This window comes from Deinococcus sp. KSM4-11, assembly GCF_004801415.1.
In the GTDB taxonomy this organism is placed as follows: Bacteria; Deinococcota; Deinococci; order Deinococcales; family Deinococcaceae; genus Deinococcus.
The window spans coordinates 76,216-101,773 of sequence record NZ_SSNX01000011.1 but is presented as its reverse complement, the minus strand read 5'-3'; the positions used below and the strand labels follow the sequence as shown (position 1 = coordinate 101,773).

At 70.2% G+C, this 25,558-nt stretch carries 21 protein-coding genes; 14 read left to right on the top strand and 7 right to left on the bottom strand.

The genetic code is table 11. The annotated features are described in order from the left end of the window. Positions 1-99: 99 nt before the first annotated feature. From E7T09_RS21085 to E7T09_RS21070, 4 genes are read right to left on the bottom strand one after another with little or no spacing between them, the layout of a single operon-like run. Positions 100-2,367, bottom strand: a complete 2,268-nt coding sequence (locus E7T09_RS21085) for a tetratricopeptide repeat protein (protein WP_136391176.1) — start codon at positions 2,365-2,367, stop codon at positions 100-102. Between the two features lie 33 nt (positions 2,368-2,400). Continuing rightward, entirely contained in the window at positions 2,401-3,315 is a 915-nt protein-coding gene (locus E7T09_RS21080; RefSeq protein ID WP_136391175.1) for an MBL fold metallo-hydrolase, read from the bottom strand. A 16-nt stretch (positions 3,316-3,331) separates the two neighbouring features. Further along, a complete protein-coding gene (locus E7T09_RS21075; protein WP_136391174.1) occupies positions 3,332-3,973 on the bottom strand; it encodes a response regulator transcription factor in 642 nt (213 codons plus the stop codon). Further along, positions 3,966-5,516 carry a sensor histidine kinase KdpD gene (locus E7T09_RS21070; RefSeq protein ID WP_136391173.1) on the bottom strand — a complete coding sequence of 517 codons (1,551 nt, stop codon included), beginning with the start codon at positions 5,514-5,516 and terminating at the stop codon, positions 3,966-3,968. Before E7T09_RS21070 ends, E7T09_RS21075 begins: the two co-directional genes overlap by 8 nt. 144 nt (positions 5,517-5,660) lie before the next feature. Here E7T09_RS21070 and kdpB point away from each other — a divergent pair, with 144 nt between their 5' ends. From kdpB to E7T09_RS21035, 7 genes are all read left to right on the top strand, one after another. Continuing rightward, on the top strand, positions 5,661-7,697 hold the full coding sequence (gene kdpB / locus E7T09_RS21065) for a potassium-transporting ATPase subunit KdpB (protein ID WP_136391172.1): 2,037 nt from the start codon (positions 5,661-5,663) through the stop codon (positions 7,695-7,697). Positions 7,698-7,784: 87 nt separating this feature from the next. After that, positions 7,785-7,865 carry a K(+)-transporting ATPase subunit F gene (gene kdpF / locus E7T09_RS22390; protein ID WP_255578464.1) on the top strand — a complete coding sequence of 27 codons (81 nt, stop codon included), beginning with the start codon at positions 7,785-7,787 and terminating at the stop codon, positions 7,863-7,865. After that, a complete protein-coding gene (gene kdpA, locus E7T09_RS21055; RefSeq protein ID WP_136391171.1) occupies positions 7,866-9,569 on the top strand; it encodes a potassium-transporting ATPase subunit KdpA in 1,704 nt (567 codons plus the stop codon). It begins immediately after the preceding gene. Next, positions 9,566-10,198 carry a potassium-transporting ATPase subunit KdpC gene (gene kdpC, locus E7T09_RS21050; RefSeq protein ID WP_136391170.1) on the top strand — a complete coding sequence of 211 codons (633 nt, stop codon included), beginning with the start codon at positions 9,566-9,568 and terminating at the stop codon, positions 10,196-10,198. Before kdpA ends, kdpC begins: the two co-directional genes overlap by 4 nt. Positions 10,199-10,202: 4 nt before the next feature. Then, complete coding sequence (locus E7T09_RS21045; protein WP_136391169.1) at positions 10,203-11,294, top strand: sensor histidine kinase KdpD; 1,092 nt, start codon at positions 10,203-10,205, stop codon at positions 11,292-11,294. A gap of 133 nt (positions 11,295-11,427) precedes the next feature. Continuing rightward, the gene (locus E7T09_RS21040) at positions 11,428-13,611 is read left to right on the top strand and encodes an APC family permease (protein WP_136391168.1); all 2,184 of its coding nucleotides are present in this window, start codon (positions 11,428-11,430) and stop codon (positions 13,609-13,611) included. 152 nt (positions 13,612-13,763) lie between these two features. Further along, on the top strand, positions 13,764-14,909 hold the full coding sequence (locus E7T09_RS21035; protein ID WP_136391210.1) for an MFS transporter: 1,146 nt from the start codon (positions 13,764-13,766) through the stop codon (positions 14,907-14,909). 48 nt (positions 14,910-14,957) lie between these two features. On the opposite strand, the gene E7T09_RS21030 is transcribed toward E7T09_RS21035, so the two are convergent. The 3 genes from E7T09_RS21030 to E7T09_RS21020 all read right to left on the bottom strand — a co-directional run bounded on the left by E7T09_RS21030 (position 14,958) and on the right by E7T09_RS21020 (position 18,583). Then, positions 14,958-16,271, bottom strand: coding sequence for a S41 family peptidase (locus E7T09_RS21030; protein ID WP_136391167.1), 1,314 nt, complete (start codon positions 16,269-16,271; stop codon positions 14,958-14,960). Positions 16,272-16,440: 169 nt separating this feature from the next. After that, a complete protein-coding gene (locus tag E7T09_RS21025; protein ID WP_136391166.1) occupies positions 16,441-17,526 on the bottom strand; it encodes a M20/M25/M40 family metallo-hydrolase in 1,086 nt (361 codons plus the stop codon). Positions 17,527-18,151: 625 nt separating this feature from the next. Then, complete coding sequence (locus E7T09_RS21020; RefSeq protein ID WP_136391165.1) at positions 18,152-18,583, bottom strand: hypothetical protein; 432 nt, start codon at positions 18,581-18,583, stop codon at positions 18,152-18,154. Between the two features lie 197 nt (positions 18,584-18,780). Between E7T09_RS21020 and E7T09_RS21015 the strand changes: the two genes are divergently transcribed. From E7T09_RS21015 to purL, 7 genes are all read left to right on the top strand, one after another. Next, positions 18,781-20,229, top strand: a complete 1,449-nt coding sequence (locus E7T09_RS21015; protein ID WP_255578463.1) for a DR2241 family protein — start codon at positions 18,781-18,783, stop codon at positions 20,227-20,229. Positions 20,230-20,522: 293 nt separating this feature from the next. After that, on the top strand, positions 20,523-21,266 hold the full coding sequence (gene purC, locus E7T09_RS21010; protein ID WP_136391163.1) for a phosphoribosylaminoimidazolesuccinocarboxamide synthase: 744 nt from the start codon (positions 20,523-20,525) through the stop codon (positions 21,264-21,266). Positions 21,267-21,329: 63 nt separating this feature from the next. Beyond that, positions 21,330-21,581 (top strand): phosphoribosylformylglycinamidine synthase subunit PurS, encoded by a 252-nt coding sequence (gene purS, locus E7T09_RS21005; RefSeq protein ID WP_136391162.1) that lies wholly within the window; start codon positions 21,330-21,332, stop codon positions 21,579-21,581. Next, positions 21,578-21,949 carry a cupin domain-containing protein gene (locus tag E7T09_RS21000; protein ID WP_205747064.1) on the top strand — a complete coding sequence of 124 codons (372 nt, stop codon included), beginning with the start codon at positions 21,578-21,580 and terminating at the stop codon, positions 21,947-21,949. Before purS ends, E7T09_RS21000 begins: the two co-directional genes overlap by 4 nt. 127 nt (positions 21,950-22,076) lie before the next feature. After that, positions 22,077-22,763 carry a phosphoribosylformylglycinamidine synthase subunit PurQ gene (gene purQ, locus E7T09_RS20995; protein WP_136391161.1) on the top strand — a complete coding sequence of 229 codons (687 nt, stop codon included), beginning with the start codon at positions 22,077-22,079 and terminating at the stop codon, positions 22,761-22,763. Further along, positions 22,760-23,236: a DinB family protein gene (locus E7T09_RS20990; RefSeq protein ID WP_136391160.1), complete on the top strand. Its 477-nt coding sequence runs from the start codon at positions 22,760-22,762 to the stop codon at positions 23,234-23,236. Before purQ ends, E7T09_RS20990 begins: the two co-directional genes overlap by 4 nt. A 64-nt stretch (positions 23,237-23,300) precedes the next feature. Beyond that, on the top strand, positions 23,301-25,544 hold the full coding sequence (gene purL, locus E7T09_RS20985) for a phosphoribosylformylglycinamidine synthase subunit PurL (RefSeq protein WP_136391159.1): 2,244 nt from the start codon (positions 23,301-23,303) through the stop codon (positions 25,542-25,544). Positions 25,545-25,558: the final 14 nt, after the last annotated feature.

Here is a 25,558-nt window from a genome sequence, read left to right as displayed (position 1 = left end):
GTGCCCGCGTGCCCGCCGATGGCCTCACGGTAGGCGTGTGGCCAGGCACCGCGCATCGGGAGGATTCGGGGGGTGGCAGAGGAGACGGGAGGGGGACAATCAGGGGGTCAAGGTGTGCGCTGCCGCCCAGCGGGCCAGTTCCACGCGGTTGTGCAGTTCCAGCTTGTGCAGCATGCTCGCCACGTGCTTGCCCACCGTTCCCGCACTGATGCCCAGTGCCAGCGCGACCTTCTTGTCGCTGTGCCCACACGCCACGCCGGCGAGCACCTCCAGCTCGCGCGCCGTGAGGGCCGTGGTGGAGGGTGCCGGGGCCATCGGCAGCGCCTGCATGGCGTCGTCGAGGTCGGCGGCCACCTCGTCCGGGGCAGCACCTGCGCCCTGTGCCCACGCCGCCTCGAAGGCGGCATGATCCAGTGCAGCGCGCAGTTCCGCGATCAGTTCGTCGCGTTCACGGTGGCACGCGTGTGGGATGTGAACACCAGCACGGTTCCGCAGCGCCTCACTCGCGGCGGTCAGCCGGACGCCCACCAGCGGGTGACCCAGGCGCGCAGCCAGCAGGCCGCCGATGAACAGCAGGGCCTCGCGGAAGATGACGTCCGGCAGATCCCGTCCGAGCTGCCACGCTTGCCGAGCATCCGCACGGCCCTCCGGCAGGTGATGTCGGCGCAGGTGCTGCACTGCCCGGACAGCGCTGGTGTATATCTCCCCGGTGGAGTGGCCGAGCTGCCGCCACAGGCCCAGCGTTCGCTCGAAGTACGGCAGGCTGGCCTCGTACTGGCCGGACTGACTGAGGGTGCACGCCAGGTTGTGCGCCACCGCGCCCTGGCCCATCGCGTCACCGAGCGCTTCCAACCGCGCCAGGGCCTCCCGAAAGAGCACGGTGGCCTCGGTGGACTTCCCCTGTGTGGCGAGCATGTCGGCCAGGTTGCCCAGGGCGCCGGCCTCGGCAGCCACGTCGCCCAGGTCGCGGTACTGGGCCAGCCCTGCCCGCGCCCAGCGCTCGGCCTGTTCCGTGAACCCGGCCCGGCTCGCGAGGCCGGCAGCGTTGCAGGACAGCAGGGCCCGCTGGGAACCGGGAAGGCTGTCCGGCATCTCCAGAACCCGTTGCAGCTGCCGGACTCCGAATGCGGGCTGTCCACGCCCATACCAGAACGGGACGAGTCCAGCGGCCAGGGCCTGCGCGTGGACGACCTGGCCAGAGGCCACATAGTGATCCAGGGCCGCGAGCAGGTTGGGCTCGTCTGCCGTCAGCCGCGCCATGCGTTCCGGAGCCGGCCTCATCTCCGTGTCGTCCGTTGCCCCGGCCAGCTCCAGATAGAAGTGCGCGTGCCGGCCCACCACTGCGGCGGTCTGCGGCGAGTCGTGGAGCAGCTCGGCCGCGAACTCGCGCACGGGTTCCAGCAGCGTCCAGCGGGGCGGTGTGCCCTCGGCCCGCTGGATCAGGCTGTGCTCGACGAGCGCGATCAGGATGGCCCGCGCGTCCGGGCGGCCGGTCACGGCCTCCAGGGCGTCCAGGGTGAAGCCGCCCCGGAACCGGCCGCACGCCGTGAACACCGCCTGCTCGGCCGCCGTCAGCAGGTCGTAACTCCAGCGGACGGCGTGACGCAGTGAGCGCGAACGCGGCGCGTCGTCCAGGGGGCCGCCGTCCAGCACCTCCAGGGACGTGTCGAGCCAGGCCAGCAAGCCCGCCAGGTCGACGGCCCGGAGCCGCGCCGCCGCGAGTTCCAGCGCCAGCGGCAGCCCGCCCAGCGCAGCACACACCGCGCTGACCAGCGTCGCGTTGTCGGGCGTCAAGGTGAACTCCGGTTCGACCTCCTGGGCACGCTGCACGAACAGCTGCACGGCCGGGCTGCGGGCCGCGTCCTGCGGCCGCAGCGGCAGGGCCAGGGGCGGCAGCGGCAGTTCGCGGGCGTGCCGAACGCGCAGGACGCGCCGGCTGGTCGCCAGCACCCGCACGCCCGGCAGCCGTTCACACAGCGCCACGATGTCCCCCTCGGTGTCCGGCAGGTGTTCCAGATTGTCCAGCACCAGCAGCAGCGTCCGGTCACCGACCATCTGTTCCAGGGCGTCCAGCGGCGAGCGGCCGCCCTGCACGCCCAGCGCGTGCCCGACCGCTGGCAGCACCTGCTCCGGGCCGCTCAGCGGGGCGAGGTTCACGAACTCCGCTCCCAGCTCGAAGTGCGTGTGAACCTGCTCCTGGATCTCGCGTGCCAGGCGCGTCTTGCCCACGCCCCCCGGCCCACGCAGCACCACCACGCGCACCTCCGGTCGCCGCAACAGGTCGCAGGCCAGCACCAGCTCGACGTCCCGGCCGACCAGGGCCGGGCCGCTCGCCCCGGGCCGCACCGTCCGTGGCTGGACGCTCATGACCCAGTGTACACACGGTCATTCGTGGGTGGTTCAGGTGCTCACGCGGTCATCGAGTTCAAACACCAGCCGGTTATCCTGCACGGTCATCGTGACCTGGCCGGCCTCCAGCAGTTCTGTCAGGTGCGCGCTGACCACGGCGCGGTTGAGCACCACCGCGCCCGCGTTCGTCATGGTCACGCCGAGTGCGTCGCACACGCGGGCCAGCAGGTCGTCCACACTGGCCGCGCCTGCCTGCACGGCGGCCAGCACCGCGGCCGCCGTGCGCCCGTACGCCGTGAGGTTCACGGCCACCAGTCCGGCCAGATCGTCCGTCGGGTCGCCGTGGCCGGGCAGCGTGACGCGTACGCCCTCCAACCCGCCGAGGTTCATGGCACTTTCCTTCTGCAGGCGCGAATCGGCGCAGAAGGTCAGCGGGTGTTTCTCCAGTGCCGACGCTCCGAACAGCGCGTCGGCGGCGTACAGGAACCCACCCACCCGCACGGCGTACATCATGCTCGCGTGTCCGGCCACCTCGATCAGTTCCACGTCCACGCCGCCGATCCGGGTCAGGCCCGGTTCCGGCGCCAGGCGCGCGGGACTGGGCGGCGCGAGCAGGAATTTCGATTGCAGGTCGCGCGGGGGCCGCGCCCCGAACAGCGTGATCGGCTCCAGGATCGGGTGCGTGATGATCGCCTGCTCCAGCGGCGGCGCGAAGACCTTCAGCTCCGGGAACCTCTTCAGGATCTGGGCGTTCCCGCCGTGGTGGTCGGCGTGGCTGTGCGTGTTCAGGATGCCGGTCGGCATCAGCCCTGCCGCCTCCAGCCCCCGCAGCAGCTTGCGGGCATGCGACTCGTCCAGACCGGTATCGACCAGCAGGGCCCCGCCGCGTCCGTCCTCCAGCACCACGGAATTCACCGCGCCGGGCAGGAAGTGGACGCCGGGGGCCAGCAGGGTCAGCGCGGACATGTGGGCATGCTAGCGGTCACAGCAGCCCCGCCCGCAGGGCCTTCACTGCCGCCTGGGTGCGGTCGGCCGCCTGGAGCTTGACCAGCAGTTCCTGTACGTGCAGTTTCACGGTGCTCACGCTGATGCCCAGATGCTGCGCGATATCCCGGTTGGGCAGGCCGTCCGCGACCAGGCGCAGCACGTCCAGCTCGCGCGCGGTCAGCGGCGAGTGCTCGCCGGGCGCCCGGACGCTGCCCAGGACATGGTGGGCCACCTGCGGATCGAGGTATGCGCTGCCGGCGGCGGCGGCCCGTACGGCCAGCAGCAGCAGATCCGGGCGCGCTCCTTTCAGGCAGTAGGCGTCCGCGCCGGACGCGAGGGCCGCGAGCACCTCGGCGCGCAGGTCATGGGCGGTGAGCATCACGATCCGCACGGCAGGGAAGCGCGCCCGGATCTCGGCGGCGGTCTGGATGCCGTCCATACCGGGCAGCCCGATGTCCACCACGGCCACGTCCACGGCATGCGCGGCGAGCTGTTCCAGCGCCTCCTCGCCGCTGCGGGCCTCGGCCACGACGCGCAGGTCGCTTTCCAGGTTCAGGGCGGCGCGCAGACCGTCGCGCGTGAAGGCGTGATCCTCGACCAGCAGGACACGGATCGGGCCGGAGGTGGGCTCAGGCATGGACGGCCTCCGGCGCGAGGGGCAGGGTGAGGGTGAACACGCTGCGGGCCTGCGGCGTGCGGTCGTAGCGCACGGCGCCGCCGTGGGCCTCGGCGATCTTGCGGGTCAGGTACAGGCCCAGGCCGGTGCCGCGTCCCGCACCGCCCGCGTGGAAGCGCTGGAACAGCCGCGCCTGCGCGTTACTGGGCACTCCCGGCCCCTCGTCCTGCACGGTCAGGGTCGCCTCGTCGTCCGCGCGCACGGTGACGCGCACGGTGCCGCCGGGCGGACTGAACTTCACGGCGTTCTCCACCAGGTTCTGCGCCGCGCGGCGCAGGTCGTGCCGCCGACCGGCAACGCCCGCACCCTCCAGATCGGTCTCGATGGTCACGTGGCGTTCCTCGGCCCGCGTGCGCAGGTCGCCCACGACGCCCAGCACCACGTCCCGCAGGTTCACGCGCCCTCCCTCGTCCGGGGTGTCCTGATCCTCGCCGCTCTCGTACTTTGCGACCAGCAGCAGCTGTTCGGCCAGGGCGAGTAGCGTCTCGTTGGCCTGGATGCCGTTCTCGAGGGTGGCGCGGTAGTCGTCGGGCAGCGGGCCGTACGCGCCGCGCAGGGCGGCGTGCATGTTCATGGCGTTCGCCATCAGCGGCGTGCGCAGGTCGTGCGAGAAGGCGTACACGAGGTCGCGCAGCAGTTCCCCCCGCTCGGCCAGCTGCGCGCGGCTCTCGCGCAGGTCGTCGAGCAGGGCGGTGCGTTCCAGCAGGGGTTGCAGGGCGTGGGCGGCCTCGGCCGTCAGCGCGGGCGGCGTGGTCGGCGCGGTCAGGATGATCAGCAGGTCGCCGCTGTCCGGGCGGCGCAGCCGCGCCAGGAAGATATTCCCGCCATCCACCGCCCAGACCTCGCGGGCGGGTGTCTCGGCTGCGCCGGACGGCCGGGCCAGGAATTCCAGGGGCAGGCGCTGGCCCAGCCGCGACCCTGCCGGCCCGTGATCCGGCGCGCTCACCAGCGCGTGCGGGGCGCGCAGCACGGCACGGTCGACGGCTCCGACCTCCACGCTGCTGGCGCCGGTCAGGTGCAGCAGGGCCAGCGCGGCGCGTTCCACGAATTCCGCCTGTCCCAGCGGGCCGCCCATGTCCTGCGCGAGCTGCCGCAGGGTGCGTTCCCGGGTCAGCTGCCATTCGTCCTCGCGCAGTTGCGCGGCGCGCTCGCTGGCCCGTCTGGCCCGCCACGTCAGGACGCCCACCAGCAGCACGGTCAGGATGCTCACCGCGCGGTTCAGCAGATCCGTGCTGTCCCAGCCGTCCCGCAGGCCGTTCTGCACGCCCGCCACGAGGTTCGCCAGCACGCCCAGGCCCGTCAGCGGCCATGTCGCGCGCCCCGAGGCGCCCAGCAGCGCGAATGCCACCGACGCGCTCAGCAGTGTGCCCACCACCACGGACGACGGAGTGAGCAGATCGGTGGCCAGCACCAGCAGCAGCAGGGTCAGGGCGACCGTCCAGACGGTGCCCTCGCCCAGCGGGAGACGCAGGGATGGAAAGAGGGCGCGCCACAGCTCGGTCATCGCTCCTCAGCGTACCGCCCGATTCCGCGGCGACCAGTGGCCACCTGGCCAGTCCCGGACGCCACCTGGCCGATGGGCGCGGCGCGGCGCGCGGCCGAGCATGCGACCAGCCATGACTACCCCCAGCCTGTCCGGATCCCTCCCATGACCTTCACACCCGCCACCGCCCCGAAACCGCAGGGCATCTTCGCGCCGGTGCTGCTGCGCGGCGCGGCCCTGGCCAGCCTCCGCAAACTCTCGCCGCGCGACCAGGCCCGCAACCCCGTGATGTTCGTGGTCTATGTCGGCACCGTGCTCACGCTGATCCTCACCGGGCAGAGCCTCCTCCAGGGCCGGCCATGGGGCTACGGGCTGGCCATCACGCTGCTGCTGGCGCTGACTGTTCTGTTCGCCAATTTTGCCGAGGGGCTGGCCGAGGCGCGCGGCAAGGCGCAGGCCGCGTCCCTGCGGTCCGCCCGCGAGGACGTGAAGGCCCGCCGGATCGTGAACGGCCAGGAGGAGGTCGTGCCCGGCACGCAGCTGGTCCGGGGTGACCTGATCGTCGCGGAGGCCGGCGACCTGATCGCCGCCGACGGCGAGATCGTGGAGGGGCTGGCCAGCGTGGACGAGAGCGCCATCACCGGCGAGAGCGCCCCCGTGATCCGCGAGGCCGGCACCGACCACAGCGGCGTGACCGGCGGCACCCGCGTTCTGAGCGACCGCATCGTGATCCGCGTGACCAGCGGCGCGGGCGAGAGTTTCCTCGACCGCATGATCGCCCTGGTCGAGGGGGCCAGCCGCCAGAAGACCCCGAACGAGATCGCGCTGGGCATCCTGCTGAGCGGCCTGACGCTGGTGTTCCTGCTGGCCGTGGTCACGCTGTACCCCTTCACGCTCTACGCCGGAGCCCCCGCCGCGCCGGTCACGCTGGTCGCGCTGCTGGTGTGCCTGATTCCCACGACCATCGGCGGCCTGCTGCCGGCCATCGGCATCGCGGGCATGGACCGGGCGCTTCAGGCGAACGTGATCGCCAAGAGCGGCAAGGCCGTCGAGGTCGCGGGCGACGTGGATGTGTTGCTGCTCGACAAGACCGGCACCATCACCATCGGGAACCGGCTGGCGACCGACTTCCATCCACTGCCCGGCGTCACGCCGGACGACCTGATGCGCGCGGCCCTGCTGTCCAGTCTGTCCGACCCTACACCGGAGGGCAAGAGCATCGTCGCCCTGGCCCGCGAGCGCGGCGTGGACGCCCCGCTGCCGCAGGGGGCCGAGTTCGTGGAGTTCACCGCGCAGACCCGCATGAGCGGCCTGGACTTCGCGGACACCAGCATCCGCAAGGGTGCGGGCAGCCGGATCGCCGCGCTGGCCCAGGAACGCGGCGGGCGCGTGCCGCCGGAACTGGCCGCGATCACCGACCAGGTGTCACGCGGCGGCGCGACCCCCCTGAGCGTCCTCGAGAACGGCCGGCTGCTCGGCGTCGTGGCCCTGTCGGACATCATCAAGCCCGGCATCCGCGAACGCTTCGCGCAGCTGCGCCGCATGGGCCTGCGGACCGTCATGATCACCGGCGACAACCCCCTGACCGCCGAGGCCATTGCCCGGGAAGCCGGCGTGGACTCCTTCCTGGCCGAGGCCACCCCGGAAGACAAGATGGCCATGATCCGGGAGGAGCAGCAGGGCGGCAAGCTCGTCGCCATGATGGGCGACGGCACCAACGACGCTCCGGCGTTGGCCCAGGCCGACGTGGGTCTGGCCATGAATTCCGGCACGCAGGCCGCCAAGGAGGCCGGGAACATGGTCGACCTGGACAGCGATCCCACCAAGCTGCTGGAGGTCGTCGAGATCGGCAAGGGCCTGCTGATCACGCGCGGGGCGCTGACCACCTTCTCGATCGCGAACGATGTCGCGAAGTACTTCGCGATCCTCCCCGCCCTGTTCGTCACGGCTTACCCGGCGCTGGGCGTGCTGAACGTCATGCGGCTGCACAGCCCCACCAGCGCCGTGCTGAGCGCCGTGGTCTTCAACGCCCTGATCATCCCCGCCCTGATTCCCCTCGCCCTGCGCGGCGTGCCCTACCGCCCCATGGGCGCCGCCTCGCTGCTGGGCCGCAACCTGCTGGTGTACGGCCTGGGTGGCCTGATCCTGCCCTTCATCGCCATCAAGGTCATCGACCTGCTCATCGCCCCACTGCTGGGCTGAGGACATATTCATGGACATCCTGCTCATCCTGCTGACCCTCGTCTGCTTCGGCCTGATCGCGCTCGCCGTGAAAGGCATGGAACGCCTGTGATCCTCTTCCTGGCCCTCGTGTCGCTGCTGATCGGCGCGTATCTCGTATATTCCCTGCTCCGCCCGGAGGACTTCTAGATGTCGGCGGCCCTGCTTCAACTGCTGATCCTGCTCGCCGTGATGGGGGCGCTGGTCGTGCCGGTGGGCCGCTGGCTGCACGGCGTGGTCACGGGCGAACGCCACACCGCGCCCGAGCGCCTCACGTACCGCATGCTGGGCGTGAACCCGGCCGAGCCGATGGACTGGCGCCGCTACGGCCAGGTGCTGGTCGTCAGCAATCTGGTGATGCTGCTCATCTCGTACGTGCTGATCCGCCTCCAGGCCGCGTGGCCCTGGAATCCGTCGAAGTTCGCGGCGCAGCCCCCTGAATTAGCCTGGAACACGGTGGTGTCGTTCATGACGAACACGAACTGGCAGGCGTATAGCGGCGAGCAGAGCCTGTCGTACTTCTCGCAGATTGCCGTGCTGACGACCTTCATGTTCACATCGGCGGCCACCGGCTTCGCGGCGGCGGTGGCCTTTATGCGCGGCCTCGCCGGTCGGAGTGGAGCCAGCCTGGGGAACTTCTGGGTGGACGTGACCCGCATCATCTACCGCGTGTTCCTGCCCCTGAGTGTCGTACTGGCCCTGGCCCTGGTCTGGCAGGGCGTGCCGCAGACCCTCGATCCGACCGCGTCGGTCACGACCCTCCAGGGGGGCACGCAGCAGATCGCGCTGGGGCCGGTGGCCAGCCTGGAGAGCATCAAGCACCTCGGCACGAACGGCGGCGGGTTCTTCGGCGTGAATTCCGCCCATCCCTTCGAGAACCCCACGCCGCTCACGAACGCCCTGGAACTCCTCGCCATGCTGCTGCTGCCCACGTCGCTCACCTACGCCTTCGGGCGGATGCTCGCCAACCGCCGGCAGGGCTGGGTGATCTTCGGCGGGATGTTCGCCATGTTCGTGGTCTTCCTGGCCGTGCTGTTCAGCGCAGAGCAGCGCGGCAACCCGATCCTGACCCGGCTGGGCGCGGATCAGACGATCACGGCCACGCAGGCGGGCGGAAACATGGAGGGCAAGGAAGTCCGCTTCGGGATGGCCCAGACCGCGCTGTTCTCCACCACCACGACCGCCGCCACCACGGGCTCAGTAGACGCCATGCACGACTCCCTCACGCCGCTGGGCGGCCTCGTGACCCTCGTGCAGATGCAGCTCAACAGCGTGTTTGGCGGCAAGGGCGTGGGCTTCATCAACTTCGTGCAGTACGTGATCCTGAGCGTGTTCATTGCCGGGCTGATGGTCGGGCGCACGCCGGAATTCCTGGGCAAGAAGGTCGAGGCGCGTGAAGTGAAACTGGTCATGCTGGCCGTCCTGGCGCACCCGCTGAGCATCCTGGGCTTCACCGCGCTGGCCGTCACGCTCCCCTCGGCCCTGGGCAGCCTGAACAACCCCGGCGCCCACGGCTTCAGTGAGGTTCTGTACGCCTACACGTCCGGCACGGCGAACAACGGCTCGGCCTTCGCAGGCCTGAATGCGAACACGCCCTTTTACAACCTCACCATCGGCCTGGCCATGCTGATCGGCCGCTACCTGACGCTGCTGCCCATGCTGGCTGTGGCGGGCCTGCTGGCGGCCAAACGCCGCGTACCCCCCAGCAGCGGCACCCTGCCCACCGACACCGCTCTGTTCGGCGGCCTGACCGTGTCCGTGATCGTGATCGTGGGCGCGCTGACCTTCCTGCCCGCCCTGACCCTGGGGCCGATCACCGACCACGTGCAGATGCTGCAAGGAGCTGTGAAATGACCACCCCGAACCTGAACGAACCCGTTCCCACGCCCATCGCCCGCGTTCTGCTCTCCTCGGTGATCGCCGCCGTGCTTTTCACACTCATCTGCGGCCTCGCGTACCCTCTGCTGACCACGCTCGCCGGGAACGTCCTGTTCCCCACCCAGGCGCACGGCAGCCTGATCCGCCAGAACGGCAAGGTGATCGGCTCCGCGCTGATCGGCCAGAACTTCACGGCACCGAAGTACCTGCACGGACGGCCCAGCCAGACCAACAAAACTGACGGCAGCGGCCCGCAGCCCTACAACGCCGAGAACAGCGGCGCCAGCAACTGGGGGCCGACCAACGCCAAACTCAGCGACGCCGTGAAGGCCCGCGTGGCCGCCTTCCGCGCCGAGAATGGCCTGAGCGCCACCGCGCCGGTGCCGGTGGACATGGTCACGGCCTCGGCCAGCGGCCTCGACCCGGACATCAGCGTGGCCGGCGCCCTGGCACAGGTCGGGCGCATCGCGACGGCCCGCACCCTCACGCCCGCGCAGGTGGAGACGACCATCCGGGCGCACATCACCCGTCGCAGCCTGGGCGTCCTGGGCGAGGAACGCGTCAACGTATTGAGCGTGAACCTGGCGCTGGACAGCCTGAAGTAAGCCCATGACCGATCCCGTCCGCCTGACCCGAGAGAAGACCCCGGACGCCGCGCCGCGCGGCACGCACCGGATCTTCCTAGGCATGGCGGCGGGCGTGGGCAAGACCGTGCGTGCCCTGAACGACCTGCGCGACCGCCAGGCCCGGGGCGAGGACGTCCTGATCGGCGTGCTGGAAACGCACGGCCGAACCGGGACGCAGGCGGCCGCAGCGGGCCTGCCGGTCTTTCCCCGCCTGAACCTGCCGCGGGGCGAGATGGTGCTGACCGAGCCAGACATTCCCGGCCTGATCGCACGGCGCCCGGACGTGGTGCTGATGGATGAACTGGCGCACACGAACGCGCCGGGCAGTGGTCGCGGCAAGCGCTGGGAGGATGTCGAAACCCTGCTGGAGGCCGGGATCAGCGTGCTGAGCACCATGAACGTGCAGCACCTGGAATCGCTGAACGACATGGTGGCCCGCCTGACCGGGGTGCGCGTGCGCGAGCGGGTGCCGGATCATGTGCTCGCGGATGCGGATGAGGTGATCCTGATTGACCTGCCCCCGGAGGATCTGCGGAATCGTCTGCGGGAAGGGCACGTGTACGCGCCGGAGAAGATCGAGCAGGCGCTGGGGAATTTTTTCACCACGCCGAACCTGACGGCGCTGCGCGAGATCGCCCTGCGGCACGTGGCGCAGACCGTGGAGGCCGAGGCCCCGGACGGCCAGCCGGGGGCGAACGAGGTCGTGGTGGTGGCGGTGGCCGCCGAGCAGACGGCCCTGAGGCTGATCCGCCGGGGTGGGCAGTTCACGGGGCGCCTGCATGCGGAACTTCACGTCGTCACCGTGCGTTCCGCCCGTCTGACGCCGGATCAGGCACGGCTGCTGGACACCTGCCGCGAGATCACGGGAGCGCTAGGCGGCACCTTCGAGGTGCTCGACCCGCAGGGGGGCGTGGGCGACACCCTCGTCGCATACGCCCGCCGCGTGAACGCCACGCAGATCGTGCTGGGCGAGACCAGCCGCTCGCGCTGGCTGGAACTGCTGCGCGGCGACATCATCAAGCACGTGCTCCAGGCCACGCAGAACGTGGATGTGCACGTGATCGGACGGGACTGAACGGCCTGATCTGCCCTGACTGCTTCGGCATCTAGGTCGCCCACACCCTGGCAGCGGCCGGCCGAGGCGTCGGTCAAGAAATCCGGTGGAGTCCGGTGGCGCAGGCGCGTGAGAGGGGGGTTACACTGCCGCAATGTCCTCCGTACGCCCCGCGCGCAGTCCGTTCATGACGTGGTTTCTGGAATCGAACCAGCCTGAACCGGAGGGTTTCTACGAACCGGAGCGGGAGGTCGCGGCGCAGCACCACACGCAGCCGTGGTGGAAGGTCATGTGCCTGACCGGCGTGGATTACTTCTCCACGCTGGGCTACCAGCCGGGGATCGCGGCGCTGGCGGCCGGGGCCTTGTCGCCCATTGCCACGCTGGTGCTGGTGCTGGTGACCCTCTTCGGGGCGCTGCCCATGTACCGCCGGGTGGCGCAGGAAAGTCCGCACGGCGACGGCAGCCTGTCCATGCTGGAACGCCTGCTGGACTACTGGCCCAGCAAGGTGCTGGTGCTGGCCCTGATCGGCTTCGTCGCCACCGGCTTCGTGATCACCATCACGCTGTCGGCGGCGGACGCCTCGGCGCACCTGGTGGAAAACCCCCTGCTGAAGGCCGCGCTGTCCGGCCGGGAGATCCCCGTCACGCTGGTGCTGATCGCGCTGCTGGCGGCCGTGTTCCTCAAGGGCTTCAAGGAGGCGGTGGGCATCGCGGTGGGCATCGTGGCCCTCTACCTGGTCCTGAGCGTGGTCGTGGTCGGGCGCGGCGTGCTGGACGTCCTGGCACACCCGGGCGTGCTGGGCGACTGGTGGACGGCGCTGACGCACGCCTACGCCTCGCCGCTGGCCATCGTGGGCGCGGCGCTGCTGGTGTTCCCCGCGCTGGCGCTGGGCCTGTCCGGCTTCGAGACGGGCGTGGTGGTCATGCCCCTCGTGAAGGGTGACGCCACCGACACCCAGGCGCAGCCCACCGGCCGCATCCGCAACGCGCGCAAGCTGCTGACCACCGCCGCGCTGATCATGAGCGTCATGCTGATCGGCTCGTCGCTGGTCACGACCCTGCTCATTCCCCGCCATGAATTCTGGGCGGCGACCTCGGTGAGCCACGAGGTCAATACGGCGGATCTGGCCGCCGGGCGGGCGGTCGTGAACGTGCCGCTGGACAACCCCACCCGGCCGCGCGAGATCTACGCGCTGAAGGTGCCGGTCGGGCCCACCGGCACGTACACCATGCAGGCCCAGACGGTCGGCGGGCCGCTGCCCATCCTCGTGACGGTCACGCCCGGCGGCCCGACCACGCAGGTCAGGGTCGACACGCCCGCCGGCCACGCGAACGGGCGCGCGCTGGCGTACCTGGCGCACAGCCGCTTCGGCGAGGCCTTCGGCACGCTGTACGACGCGTCCACCATCCTGATCCTGTGGTTCGCGGGGGCGTCGGCCATGGCGGGCCTGCTGAACATCGTGCCGCGCTACCTGCCCCGCTACGGCATGGCCCCCGACTGGGCGCGCGCCACCCGGCCCCTGGTCGTGCTGTTCACGGTGATCAGCGCGCTGGTCACGCTGGCCTTCCGCGCGGACGTGGACGCGCAGGCGGGCGCGTACGCGACCGGGGTGCTGGCCCTGATGACCTCGGCGGCCATCGCCGTGTTCCTGACCGAACTGCGCCGGGGCCACCGCGTGCCGGCCGCCGCGTTCCTGATCGTCAGCGCGATCTTCGTGTACACCAGCGTCGTGACCGTCCGGCAGCGCCCCGAGGGCCTGTGGATCGCGTCGATGTTCATCCTGGGCATCCTGGTCGTCAGCGTCGGGTCGCGCATCTCACGTTCGACCGAACTGCGCGTGCAGCGCGTCGTGTTGAACGATGACGCCAAAGCCATGCTGGACGCCGTGGTGGCCCAGGGCCAGCCGGTGCGCTTCATCGCCAACCGCCTGAACGAGGGTGACGACTTGGAATACCGCGAGAAGGCGCTGGAAGTGCGGCTCGACAACCACCTCTCGCCCGGCGAGGTCGCGCTGTTTCTCGAGGTCGCCATTGACGACGCGAGCGACTTCAGCGCCACCGTGCCGGTCACGGGCGTGCGTGTGGGATCCCACGCGATTCTGCGGGCGGCGGGCAGCAGCGTCCCGAACACGCTGGCTGCCGTCCTGCTGTACGTGCGCGACCTGACCGGACAGCCCCCGCACGTATATTTCGAGTGGAGCGAGAAGGGTCCGGCGGCGAACGCCCTGCGCTTCCTGCTGGCCGGCGAGGGCGACATCCCGCCGCTGACGCACGAGATCCTGCGCGTGGCCGAGCGCGACGCCAGACGCCGGCCGATGGTGCACGTGGGCGGCTGACTGCTCGCGGCGACCTGCCTGTCCCGCCCAGCGGAGCGCCCAGCGCCGCCGACTGGCCGGGGCACGCTAGCCTCCGGCCTGTGACCGCCACCTTCACCGATTCCCTGCGCCCCAGCGCGGCGCAACTGGGCCTGATCGGCGCCAACTTCCTGATGTGGGGCGGCTTCTTCGCCGTGATCCCACTGGTCACTGTGCACTTCAGCGGCGCATCCGCGCAGGGCGGCCTGGGCTGGCCCGCCGCGACCATCGGCGTGATCCTGGGGGTGCGGCAGCTGGCCCAGCAGGGCCTGACCGTGTTCGGCGGCGCGTGGGCCGACCACCTGGGGCCGAAACCGCTGATCCTCGCCGGGTGCCTGCTGCGCACCCTGGGCTTCGCGTGGATGGGCTTCGCCACGACGCCCGGCGTGCTGCTCGCCGCCGCGCTGCTGGCCGGCGTCGGCGGCGGCCTGTTCGATGCGCCGAAGAATGCCGCGATCACGGCCGTCACGCGGCCCGAGCAGCGGGCGCGGATGTTCAGCCTGACCAGCATTGCCGGGAACCTGGGCATGCTGGGCGGCCCGCTGATCGGCGCGGCGCTCCTGGGCCTGGGCTTCCGCGCGGCGGCCCTGGCGGCGGCCAGCGTGTACCTGCTCGCGGCGGGCGTGATGGCCGTCACGCTGCCGCATGTGCGGCCCGCCCGCGTTCCTGGCCGCAGCCTCGCGGGGCTGGCACAGGCGGCGGCCGACGTGCCCTTCCGGCGCTTCACGCTGGTGCTGATCGGCAATTTCATCCTGAGCACGCAGATCAACGTGGCCGTCACGCTCAAGGCCATTGCCCTGGCCGGGCCGCACGCCACCGTGCCGCTGTACGGCCTCTCGGCGGGGCTGGCGGTGCTGCTGCAGTACCCACTGCTGCGCGCCGTGGAGCGGCATGTCCCGCTGCGCGCCGCCCTCGTCTCGGCCGTCACGCTGGTCGGCCTGAGCCTGGGCCTCATGGCGCTGGCCACGACCTTCCCGGCCCTGCTGGCCTGCGTGGCCCTGTATTCGCTGGGCACCATGCTGGTGTACCCGGCCCAGCAGACCCTCACCGCCCGCTTCGCGCCGCCTGCCCTGGTCGGCAGCTACTTCGGGTTCAGCGCCATCAGCCTCGGCGCGGGCGGCGCGCTTGGCAGCGCCCTGGGCGGCGTGCTCGTCGATGCGGGCGCGCGCATAGGTCTTCCCGCCCTGCCCTGGCTTACGCTGGCGGCGATCGGCGCGGCGACCGCGCTCGGCCTGCGCTGGGCGCTGCGGGGCCTGGAGCAGCCGGGCGACGGGGCCTGACCGAACAGCCCCGTCTGAAGAAAACATCCGTTCAACCGCTCGCCACCGTCAGGGCAGCTGGTACGGATCGCTGCCCAGCACGGGCGCGCTCGTCAGGGCCTTCAAGCCCGCCTCGAGCAGGTCGTCCTTGCCGAGCGTCAGGTCGCGCAGTTGCGCCTCCCCCTGCGCAAAGGTCTGGTTGGGAGTGACGTGTACAGGGTACGGCGTGCCATCGGGTTTCGCGTAATTCAGGATGGTGAGTTGCAGGCCGCCGTCGCCCGCGTCGAACACGCGGGTCGCGGTGTTGCCCACACCCGCCGTGTTCTCCCCGATGATCGGCCCGCGCCCGGCGTACTGCACTTCATAGGCGAAAAACTCGCTGCACGACGCGCTGCCCTGGTCGACCAGCACGGCTAGCGGCCCCGTCCACAGGTGCGGGCGGCGCACGCCGCCGCTGGGCATGCCGTCTTCCAGGCGCGTGCCCCGGCTCACGACCGTGCGGCTGTTCCCGTCGGCCGAGCGGGCCAGGCGGATCACGGTGGGCACGAAGGCGCTGACCGCGCTGTCGCACTCGCTCAGGCTGCCGCCGGGATCGCCGCGCAGGTCCACGATCATGCCCGCCGCGCCGTGCGTCTGCGCCTCGCCCACCAGGTCGTGCACGCGCTGCGCGACGCCCCCACCGGACAGGAAGGTCGGGATACGCAGAACCGCCACGTCCGCCTGCGGGTTCATGGCGCTCGGAGCGGGCACGTACTGCACGAGCGGCAGTTCCTCGGTGCTGCTCTCGCTGGACGCGATGCTGACGGTGACCGGCTGCCCCACACGAGTCAGGCCCAGCGTGATGGCCGTGCCCGCATCCCGCGCGGCGCGCAGGCCCGCGTAGGTGTAGGGCTTGCCGTCCAGCGTGACGAGCAGGTCGCCGCGTTTCAGGCCGGCCGTGTCGGCGGCGCTGCCGGGCACGACTTCAGTCACCACGCGGTTCTCGCCGTCCAGACTGGCGAGCTTCACGCCGAACTGCCGCCGGGTGCCGCCCGTGGCGCGCGACACGAAGTCCTTCAGGTCGTCAGGCGTCATGAAATAACTGTGGTCGTCGCCCAGGGCCGTCACCTCGGCTGTCACGACCGGGTAGGCCTTGCTCTCAGGGCAGTCGGCACCTTCGGCGGCACACACGGCGTCCAGACGCGTCTGGTACTCACGGGTCAGGGCGGCACGATCGACCGTGGACAGCCCCCCGTACTGCTGCTGGATCAGGGTGTTCACGCGCGTGTAGAGGGCCTGTGCGGGCGAGGAGGGCGCGGCCAGGGCGTTCACACCCGCGAGCAGCGCGCTGCCGACGGCGAGCCACCGCAGACTGCGCCGGATCGGCCCTGGGCGGGCGTTCATGGTGGGGCGGGTTGAAGCCTCGGGCCGCGGCGAGGGTGTCATAAGTACGCTCTATTTTGCGCTTCCCGGATGGGAAAATTGTGGGCTGGAATTGCCATCCAGGTCACGAAAAACCGGCCCCCGGCGGGGGTACTGACCAGGCGGTCAGTGCTGGGGTTGCCCCCCAAACTCAGCGCACGGGGCGACGCTGGTACAGATCCACCATGCGGCGCAGGAACTTCAGCCCCGAGCCCAGACTGGCCGCCTGCACCCACTCGTCCGTGCGGTGCGCGTTCCCGCCCCGGTACACCCCCACCGCCACCGCGCTCAGGCCGTGCGGCGCGGCCGCGTTCGCGTCCGTGGAACTCGAGGCGGTGCGGACGTCAAGCTTGATCTCGCGGGCCGCCTCCCGGATCAGGGGCAGCAGCGGCTCGCTGTTCAGGTGCCCGCCAGGGCGATCCCCGACCCGCTCGATCCGCACGGTCACGCCCACCTCGCGCGCCGCCGCGTGCAGGGCCGCGACCGCGCGGCCGTCCAGATCCGCGAGCATCCCGGCGTCCAGCGACCGCAGGTCCAGCAGCAGGTCGGCGCTCCCGGCGATCGAGTTCACGCTCGTGCCGCCGCCCGCCACCCCCACGTTCAGGGTCGTGCGCGGCGTGAGGGGCAGGTGCAGGGCGTACAGGGCGCTGATGGCGCGTCCCAGGGCATGCAGGGCGCTCGGCCCCTGGTCGCCCCACGAGTGCCCGCCCGGCCCGATGAAGCTCGCGCGGTAGCGGCGCACGCCCACGCCGCGCGTGACCGCCACGCCCAGGTAGCCGTCCACGGCGACGAAGGCCCCCAGCTGCGGACTGTGCTGTTCGATCAGGGACTTGCTGCCGCGCAGGTCGCCCAGGCCTTCCTCGCCCACGTTCGCGGCCACCCACAGCGGCCGGGTCAAGGTGCTGCCGCCGCCGCGCAGGTCACGCAGCAGCGCCGTGACGACCGCCAGGCTAGCGCTGTTGTCGCCCACCCCCGGCCCCACGAGTCGGCCGGCGTCCTCGCGTACCGTCACGTCGGTGCCCGCCTCGAATACGGTGTCGAGGTGCGCGGCCAGCAGCAGGGCAGGTCTGCCCTCGGTGCCGGGCGGCGTGAGACGGGTCAGGACGTTGCCCACGTCGTCGCGTTCCGTGGTGTAGCCGAGATCCTGCCACAGCGACGCGATCAGTTCGGCCCGGCGTTCCTCATGGAAGGTCGGGGCCGGCGTCTGCGCGATCCGCGTCAGGTAGGACAGGGGCATTGGGCGCAATTCTAGCGGCTCGCTGGCCTGGAACAGCCGACTGCCAAGGATTCCGCTGGATGGCCGCACGGCCAAATCCCGTGCCTCGTGGCTGGCCCAGCGGACGATGCCTCTCCTGCACAACTGCATGCAGACTGGCATGGCTGCGTCTTCGAAGGTGGAAATCGAGCGGGGTGTGCTCTGGGACGTCGGTGTGGAAGGTGTGCGCCTGCGGCGGGCTGCCCCAGCCCCTGCCCCAGAGGGGCAGGGGCTGGGGGCTGCGCTGAGCAGGTGGTTGCTCTGAGGTTCGAGCTGGCCCCGGCGGCAGTCACGCTGGCCTGGGCGGCGTCTCTGCGCTCTCCGTTTCCGTCGTCAGCGCCCGCGCGCTGCACGCACGATGGCTTTCGGTGGGCTGGCAGGGGAGAGAGTTTCGGCTCTCTGGCCTCCTGCTTAGGCGGAAGGAAGGCGCGTGATGGGCGTTTCGATGTCACATCCTGCGTGGGGGAACTGGCCGCGAAGCGGACTGGCTGGCGCGGCTGCGCAGACGAGGAATCGCTCGCCGCGCGTCATATTCAGTTGCGCATGACGCCGGCAGAGGGCCGGGCCATCCCCACAGCGGGGGTGGCCCGGCCCTCTGGAACGTGGCTCAGCGCCCGCGTTTGAGGACGCTGCTGCCGATCATGGCCGCGAGCCCCACCAGCCCGGCCTTCACCATCGGGTTGCTGAGCATGCCGCCCGGCGCGAACGCGGCTTCCAGCGGGCTCTTGCCATCCTGTGCGGGGGCCTGGGCCGTCTTCGCGTAGGCGTCGGCCAGGTCGCCGGGATCCTGCGCGTTGACCTGCTGCACCGGGTTCGCGGGGCTCTGCACGATCGCGTCGCCCATCTGCTGGCGCTGATCCGGGCTCAGGCCGTTCATGTAGTCCCGCAGCACCTGCTGGCGCTCCTCGGGCGAGGCGTTCTTCATGTAGTCCTGCACGTACGCGGCGGCTTCCTGCGGGCTCACCACGCCGTCCTGGTTGGTGTCGCGCGGATCAAGGGCGGCCATCTTCTCGTGCCGGTCGTTCTGTTGGAAGAACATGTGGAACCTCCTGGACGTGATCTCTGAACAGCACACATCCTGAACTGGCAGGCGTCCGGCGGGGGCGGATTCCCCCGGAGTGCGAACGCGGCACCTTCCACCGTACGGAGTGGAGGTCTCAGGAAGGTGAAAGGCCGCTTTACGCTCGCTTATCGCGCCTTGCCTGCGGCGCGGCGCAACGTGCAAGCCTCGGGACAATTCCGCCCGCCCGGTGGGCGCTACAGTGCCAGCATATGCGTTCCCTGATCCTCATCGGGCACGGCTCCCACCTGAACGGCGAGTCTGCCGTGGCCGTCTACCGATACGCCGACCTGATCCGCGAGCGCGGCCTGTACGACGAGGTCATCGAGGGGTACTGGAAAGAGGAACCCTCGCTGCGGCAGGTGCTGAAAACCACCTCCAGTACCGACGTGACCGTGATTCCCATGTTCATCAGCGAGGGCTACTTCACGGAGGTCGTCATTCCGCGCGAACTGGGGCTGGGCCACCAGGGATCGGTGCCGCCCGGCGGCGTGGCCCGCGTGATCGGTGGGCGCACCGTGCGCTACACCCTGCCGTACGGCGTGCACCCCAGCATGACCGACGTGATCCTGGCCCGCGCCCGCGAGGCCCTGCCGGACTTCAGCGCGCAGGACACCGCCCTGATCGTGCTCGGCCACGGCACCACCCGCAACGAGAACAGCAACAAGGTCATCTACCACAACGCCGACCTGATCCGCGAGACCGGGCAGTTCGCGCAGGTGCAGGCGCTGTTTCTCGATGAAGATCCCAAGGTCGGCACGTGGCCGGAGGTCATCACGGCCCCGCGCGTGGTCGTGGTGCCCTTCTTCGCCAGTGAGGGCTGGCACACCCTGGAAACCATTCCCGAGGACATGGGCCTGACCGGCGACGTCACGCCCTTCCCGGAGAACCCGCACGGCCCGCAGACCGTGTACTACGCCAGGCCCGTGGGCACGCACCCCGCGGTGGCCGACGTGATCCTGCACCTCGCCCAGGAAGCCAGCGGGGCCACGTCCCAGGACGGCGACATCGAGCGCGGGCACGAGCATGCGTGGCAGACCTTGCTGGACCGCGCCCGCCGGGGCCTGCGCCTGGGCGAGGTGCTGATCACCCCGGACAGTGGCGTGTACGAGGTGCGCCACATGCTCGACGAGGGCCGTCCCGGCGGTGACCTGCGCACCCTCGTCACGCCCGAGGGCGTGCGCGACTCTGTGCGCCACGACGACGGCGGCGACCACCGCCCCGTGCACACCCTCCGGAACCTGCCGCGCGGCTGGCGGGCGGTGCTCAGTGAACCGGACCTGCGCCGCGCCCTGCACTACGTGTACCCGGCAGTCGTCGAGGAGACCTACGCCCACACCTGCCACGCCCTGCGCGCCACGCCCTGGCCCACCACGGCCCGCCGCCAGACCGGGATCTACGCCAAGGTGCAGAAAGCCACCTCCGAGCAGGTCGAGCACGTCGCGCAGGAGGTCTGTAAATCCTGCCTGCGCACGCGGCTGTGGGCCGGAGACAAACTCGCGCACACCTTCTTCGACGGCGTGCCCGGCGGCATTCCCTGCGCGGAGGCGTGCACGGTCATGGTGGCCGAGGTGCGCGAGGAAGTCAGCGGGAACCGTGGCCAGGCGGGCGGACACAGCCACTAGAAACCGGCCTCGTCCCACTCACCTGAACACCCCGGTCGCCTCCACGGGCCGGGGTGTTACCCTGACGTAAGGCCGCCCACCGACCGGGCGGCACTCCCATTTCTTCCACCCGCGTCCCGTGAGACGCCCCGCCCGGCCACAGGCCAGACTGCAGGCGGTAAGTCCGTCCGAGAGGCGGCGATGGAGGCTTTCATGTTCAATTCGCAGGCACTCCAGCGTCGCCCCGGTTTACCACGGGGGACGCGGTTCCTACATTCCCAGACCTGGCATTCCACAGGCACGGCGGAGGGCGTATGACGGCACCGAGCAGCGAAGGGCGACAGCGGGGCGAGATGAAGTACGAGGGCAAGGCCAAACGCGTCTACGCCACCGCCGATCCCAGTGAGTACATCGTGGAATACAAGGACGACGCCACCGCCTTCAATGCCCAGAAACGCGGATCCTGGGTGGGCAAGGGCGCCACGAACAACGCCATCACCGCGCACCTGTACCCGCTGCTGGAGGCCGCCGGAGTGCCCACGCACTTCGTCGGGAAACTCTCCGACACCGAGCAGCTCGTGAAGGCCGTGACCATCGTGCCAGTGGAAGTCATCGTGCGGAACGTCGCCGCCGGGAGCTTCTCCAAGCGCCTGGGCATCGAGGAAGGCACGCCGCTGGAACACCCCATCGTCGAGTACTGCTACAAGTCCGACGCGCTGGGCGATCCGCTGATCAACACCGATACCGCCCTGAGCCTCGGCTGGGCCACCGAACCGCAACTGCTGCGCATCCGCGAACTCGCCCTGAAGATCCGGGGCTTCCTGGTGCCGTACTTCCTGGCACGCGGCGTGCGCCTGATCGACTTCAAACTCGAATTCGGCACCCTGCCCGACGGCACCATCGTCCTCGCCGACGAGATCAGCCCCGACACCTGCCGCTTCTGGGACGCCGAAACGAACGAGAAGATGGACAAAGACCGTTTCCGCCGCGACCTGGGCGGCGTCGAGGACGCGTACGCGGAGATGCTGCGGCGCGTGACCGCCCCGGCCGAGGGCTGAGCGCCGACCGCTGAGTCTGCGTCTCACGTTCAGCCCCGGCCCCCGGCCTTCACAGGAGAACCCATGTCCACCTTCAAAGCCAAAGTGTTCGTGACCCTCAAGCCCAGCATCCTCGACCCGCAGGGACGCACCGTGGAACGCGCCCTGTCGCACCTCGACCACGGGAACGTGAACGGCGTGCGCGTCGGGAAGTACATCGAACTGACCCTGAACGGCAGCCGCGACGACGTGGAAGCCCAACTGAGGGACATCACCGAGAACGTGCTGAGCAATCCCGTGATGGAGGATGCCCGCTGGGAGTTGAACGAGGCGTGAGCATCCCCGAAGTCGTGAGGTTGCAGGACAAATTCGACGCCTTCAACGAACACTGGCAACCGAAGGTGATCGGGGAGCTGAACGGTCAGCACGTGAAGATCGCCAAGATCAGCGGCGAGTTCGTGTGGCACGCGCATGAGCACGAGGACGAGCTGTTCATGGTCACGCAGGGCACGCTGCTGATGCGCTTCAGAGGCGGCGAGCAGCGGATCGGGGTGGGGGAGATCATCATCGTGCCGCGCGGCGTGGAGCACCTGCCCGTGGCGGAGACGGAGGAGGTCTGGATGCTGATGTTCGAACCTGCCGGCACCCTGAACACCGGGAATGTCGTCAACGAGCGCACCGTGGCGCAGCCGGAGCACCTGTGACGCCCATCACCTCCACTTCCGCGGCCCGCGGGAACGCGCCGCAGGCCGCTCCAGCTCCGGTCATGGGCGCTTGCTCTCACTCGCTCCGCTCGGATTTCGCCGCTCGCGCCGCTTCAATCGGAGGGTTATGAAGACCGTCGTGATCCAGTTTCCCGGCAGCAACTGCGACGGTGACGCCCTGCATGCCGCGCGGCTGCTGCTCGACGAGCACGCGCAGTTCGTGTGGCACACGGAACCCGGTCTGCCGGCAGGCACCGATCTGGTGTTCCTGCCCGGCGGCTTCAGTTACGGCGATCACCTCCGCAGCGGCGCGATTGCCGCCCGCAGCCCGATCATGCAGGCCGTGAAGGCGCATGCCGAGCGGGGGGGATACGTACTGGGCGTGTGCAACGGCTTCCAGGTGCTCACCGAGAGCGGCCTGTTGCCCGGCGCGCTGAGCCGCAACCGCGAGCTGCACTTCATGTGCAGGCCCGTGCACCTGCGTGTCGAAAGCGTCCGAACCGCGTTCACCGGCGCGTACACGCAGGGCCAGGTCATCGAGATTCCCATCGCGCACGGCGAGGGCAACTACTATGCCGATCCGGAGACGATTGCCCGGCTGGAAGGGAACGGGCAGGTCGTGTTCCGGTATGTGGACAACCCCAACGGCAGCCTGAACGACATCGCCGGGATCGTGAACGAGCGCGGGAACGTGCTGGGCATGATGCCCCACCCGGAGCGGGCCGTGGAGGCCCTGCTGGGCAGCGAGGACGGCCAGGGCGTGTTTCGCAGCCTGAGCCGGACCGGCGTGGCGGCCGTGCCGGTGGGCGCATGACGGGCGTCAGTGCCCAGAGCTTCCTGGCCAGCGCCTTCGAGCAGGAGCTGACCATGTTCCGCGCCGCGCTCGATGCCGTGCCGGACGCCGACTTCCAGTCGTCCCTGTTGGGCCACAGTCCCGCGTGGCACGCCCTGCACATCTCGGAGTGGCTGCGCTTCTTCGCGTTGCAGGACTTCAGCGCCACTTACGCCCACCTGGGCTGGGAAACCGCGCCGTGGATGAACGACCTGCGCGGCACGCCCCACGCGAACGAGACCAACAGCAAGGCCATCGTCCTGGGCGAACTCGACCGGGTCGGCGCGGAGGTTGTCGCGCACACCCGCGACCTGACCGACGGGCAGCTGGGCGACCTGCTCCGCGCGCCCGCCGCCCCCACCGGCCAGCGTGAACGCCTGACCGGCCTGGGCATGCAGCTGAGGCACGTCGCCTACCACCGTGGGCAAGTGCAGATGGGCAAGAAGCACGGCTGAGCCGCCCAACTCCACGCACCGCGCGCGGTTTATTTCATCCCCAGCACCCTTCAGAGGCACTTCCATGACCCAGATCCCTGTTCCATCCACTTCGTCTCTCCGCGACCGTGCGGGCACGTTTGGCCTGTCCACGGAGGAATTCGACCTGCTCGTGTCGCAGATCGGCCGGGAGCCGAACGCGCTGGAGGCCGCCATCGTGGGGGCCATGTGGAGCGAGCACTGCGGCTACAAGAACTCGCGCCCGCTGTTCCGCTTCTTCCCCACCACCGGGCCGCAGGTGCTCCAGGGACCGGGCGAGAACGCGGGCGTGGTGGACATCGGCGATGGGTGGGGCGTGGCCTTCAAGATGGAGAGCCATAACCACCCGAGCGCTGTCGAGCCGGTGCAGGGCGCGGCGACCGGCGTGGGCGGCATTCTGCGCGACATCTTTGCCATGGGCGCGCGGCCCTTCGCGGTGCTGGACTCGCTGCGCTTCGGCAACCCGGACAGCCCCCGCACGCGCTTTCTGCTGAACGGCGTGGTCGAGGGCATCGCGCACTATGGCAACGCCATCGGCGTGCCCACGGTGGGCGGCGAGGTGACCTTCCACCCCAGCTACCAGGAGAACCCGCTGGTGAACGTGATGGCCCTGGGCCTGCTGCGCCACGAGGATCTGGCCAAGGGCACGATGGGTGAGGTCGGGAACACCATCGTGTACGTCGGATCGAAGACCGGGCGCGACGGCCTGGGCGGCGCCGTGTTCGCCTCGGCGGACCTCAGCAACGCCAGTCAGGCGGACCGGCCCGCCGTGCAGGTGGGCGACCCCTTCATGGAGAAACTGCTGCTGGAGGCCACCCTGGAGGCCATCCAGGCGGGTGTGGTCGCTGGTGTGCAGGACATGGGCGCGGCTGGACTGGTCAGCTCGACCTGCGAGATGGCGTACCGAGCGGAACTCGGCATCACCATGAACCTCGATCTGGTGCCCACCCGCGAGGACGGCATGGTGCCCATGGAACTGTGCCTGAGCGAGTCGCAGGAGCGCATGATCCTGGTGCCGGTGCCGGGCAAGGAACAGGCGTTGCTCGACCTGCTCGCCAAGTGGGAACTGGACGTGGTCACCATCGGGCGGGTGGAGGCCCACCACAACTACCGCCTGACGTGGCGCGGCGAGGTCGTCTGCGACCTGCCGGTGGCCCTGCTGAACGAGGCCCCCAAGTACACCCGCGAGGGCATCGAATCCGACGAGATCAAGGCCAAGCGTGAACGTGACCTGAGCGGCGTGCCCGTGCCCGGCGACCTGGGCGCGGTGCTCACGGACTTACTGGGTCACCCTACGATTGCCAGCAAGCGCGCCATCTTCGAGCGCTTCGACCATCAGGTCATGACCAACACGGTGGTTGTTCCCGGCGCGGCCGACGCCGCCGTGATGCGCGTGAAGGGCTCGGGCATGGGCGTGGCCGCCACCAGCGACTGCAACCCGCGCTTCGTGTACCTCGACCCGTACACCGGCGCCGCCGCCGCCGTGGCCGAAGCCGCCCGCAACCTCGCGTGCGTGGGCGCGACGCCGCTGGCGATCACCGACAACCTGAACTTCGGCAACCCGCACCGGCCCGAGGTGTACTACCAGCTCCAGCAGGCCGTGCACGGCATCGCGGACGCCTGCCGCGCCCTGAACACGCCGGTGACCGGCGGGAACGTCAGCCTGTACAACCAGTACACGGAAGGGGACGAGCGCGTCGCCATCCACCCCACGCCTACCATCGGCATGGTCGGGGTGCTGCCCGACGTCACGAAACGCGCCACCCTGAACCTGAAAGGGGAGGGCCAGACCCTCTACCTGATCGGCGAGCACGCCGACAGCATCGGCGCGAGCCAGTACCTCGAAAGTGTTCACGGGTTGGAGGCCGGGCACGTCCCGCTCCTCGACCTGACGCGCGAGCAGGCGGTGATCGACGCGACCCTGCACCTGATCCGCGCGGGCCTGACCGACACCGCGCACGACTGCGCCGAGGGCGGCCTCGCGGTGGCTCTGGCCGAGATGGCGATTGCTGGGAACACCGGCCTGACCGTCAGCCTCGACGCCCCCGACCGCACCCGCGCCGACGCCCTGCTGTACGGCGAGGCGCACAGCCGCATCGTGATCGCCACCCGCGACGAGGCTGGCACCGAGGCCGCCCTGAAGGAACGCGGCGTTCCCCATGCGCGGCTGGGAGTCAGCGGTGGCGACCGCGTCACCATTGCCCTCCCCGCCCACCACATACACTTGAGCGTGACCGTCCAGACCCTCACCCACGCGTTTACCACGCCCCTCGCGGAGATCCTGGGATGAGCGGGGCGTTCCCC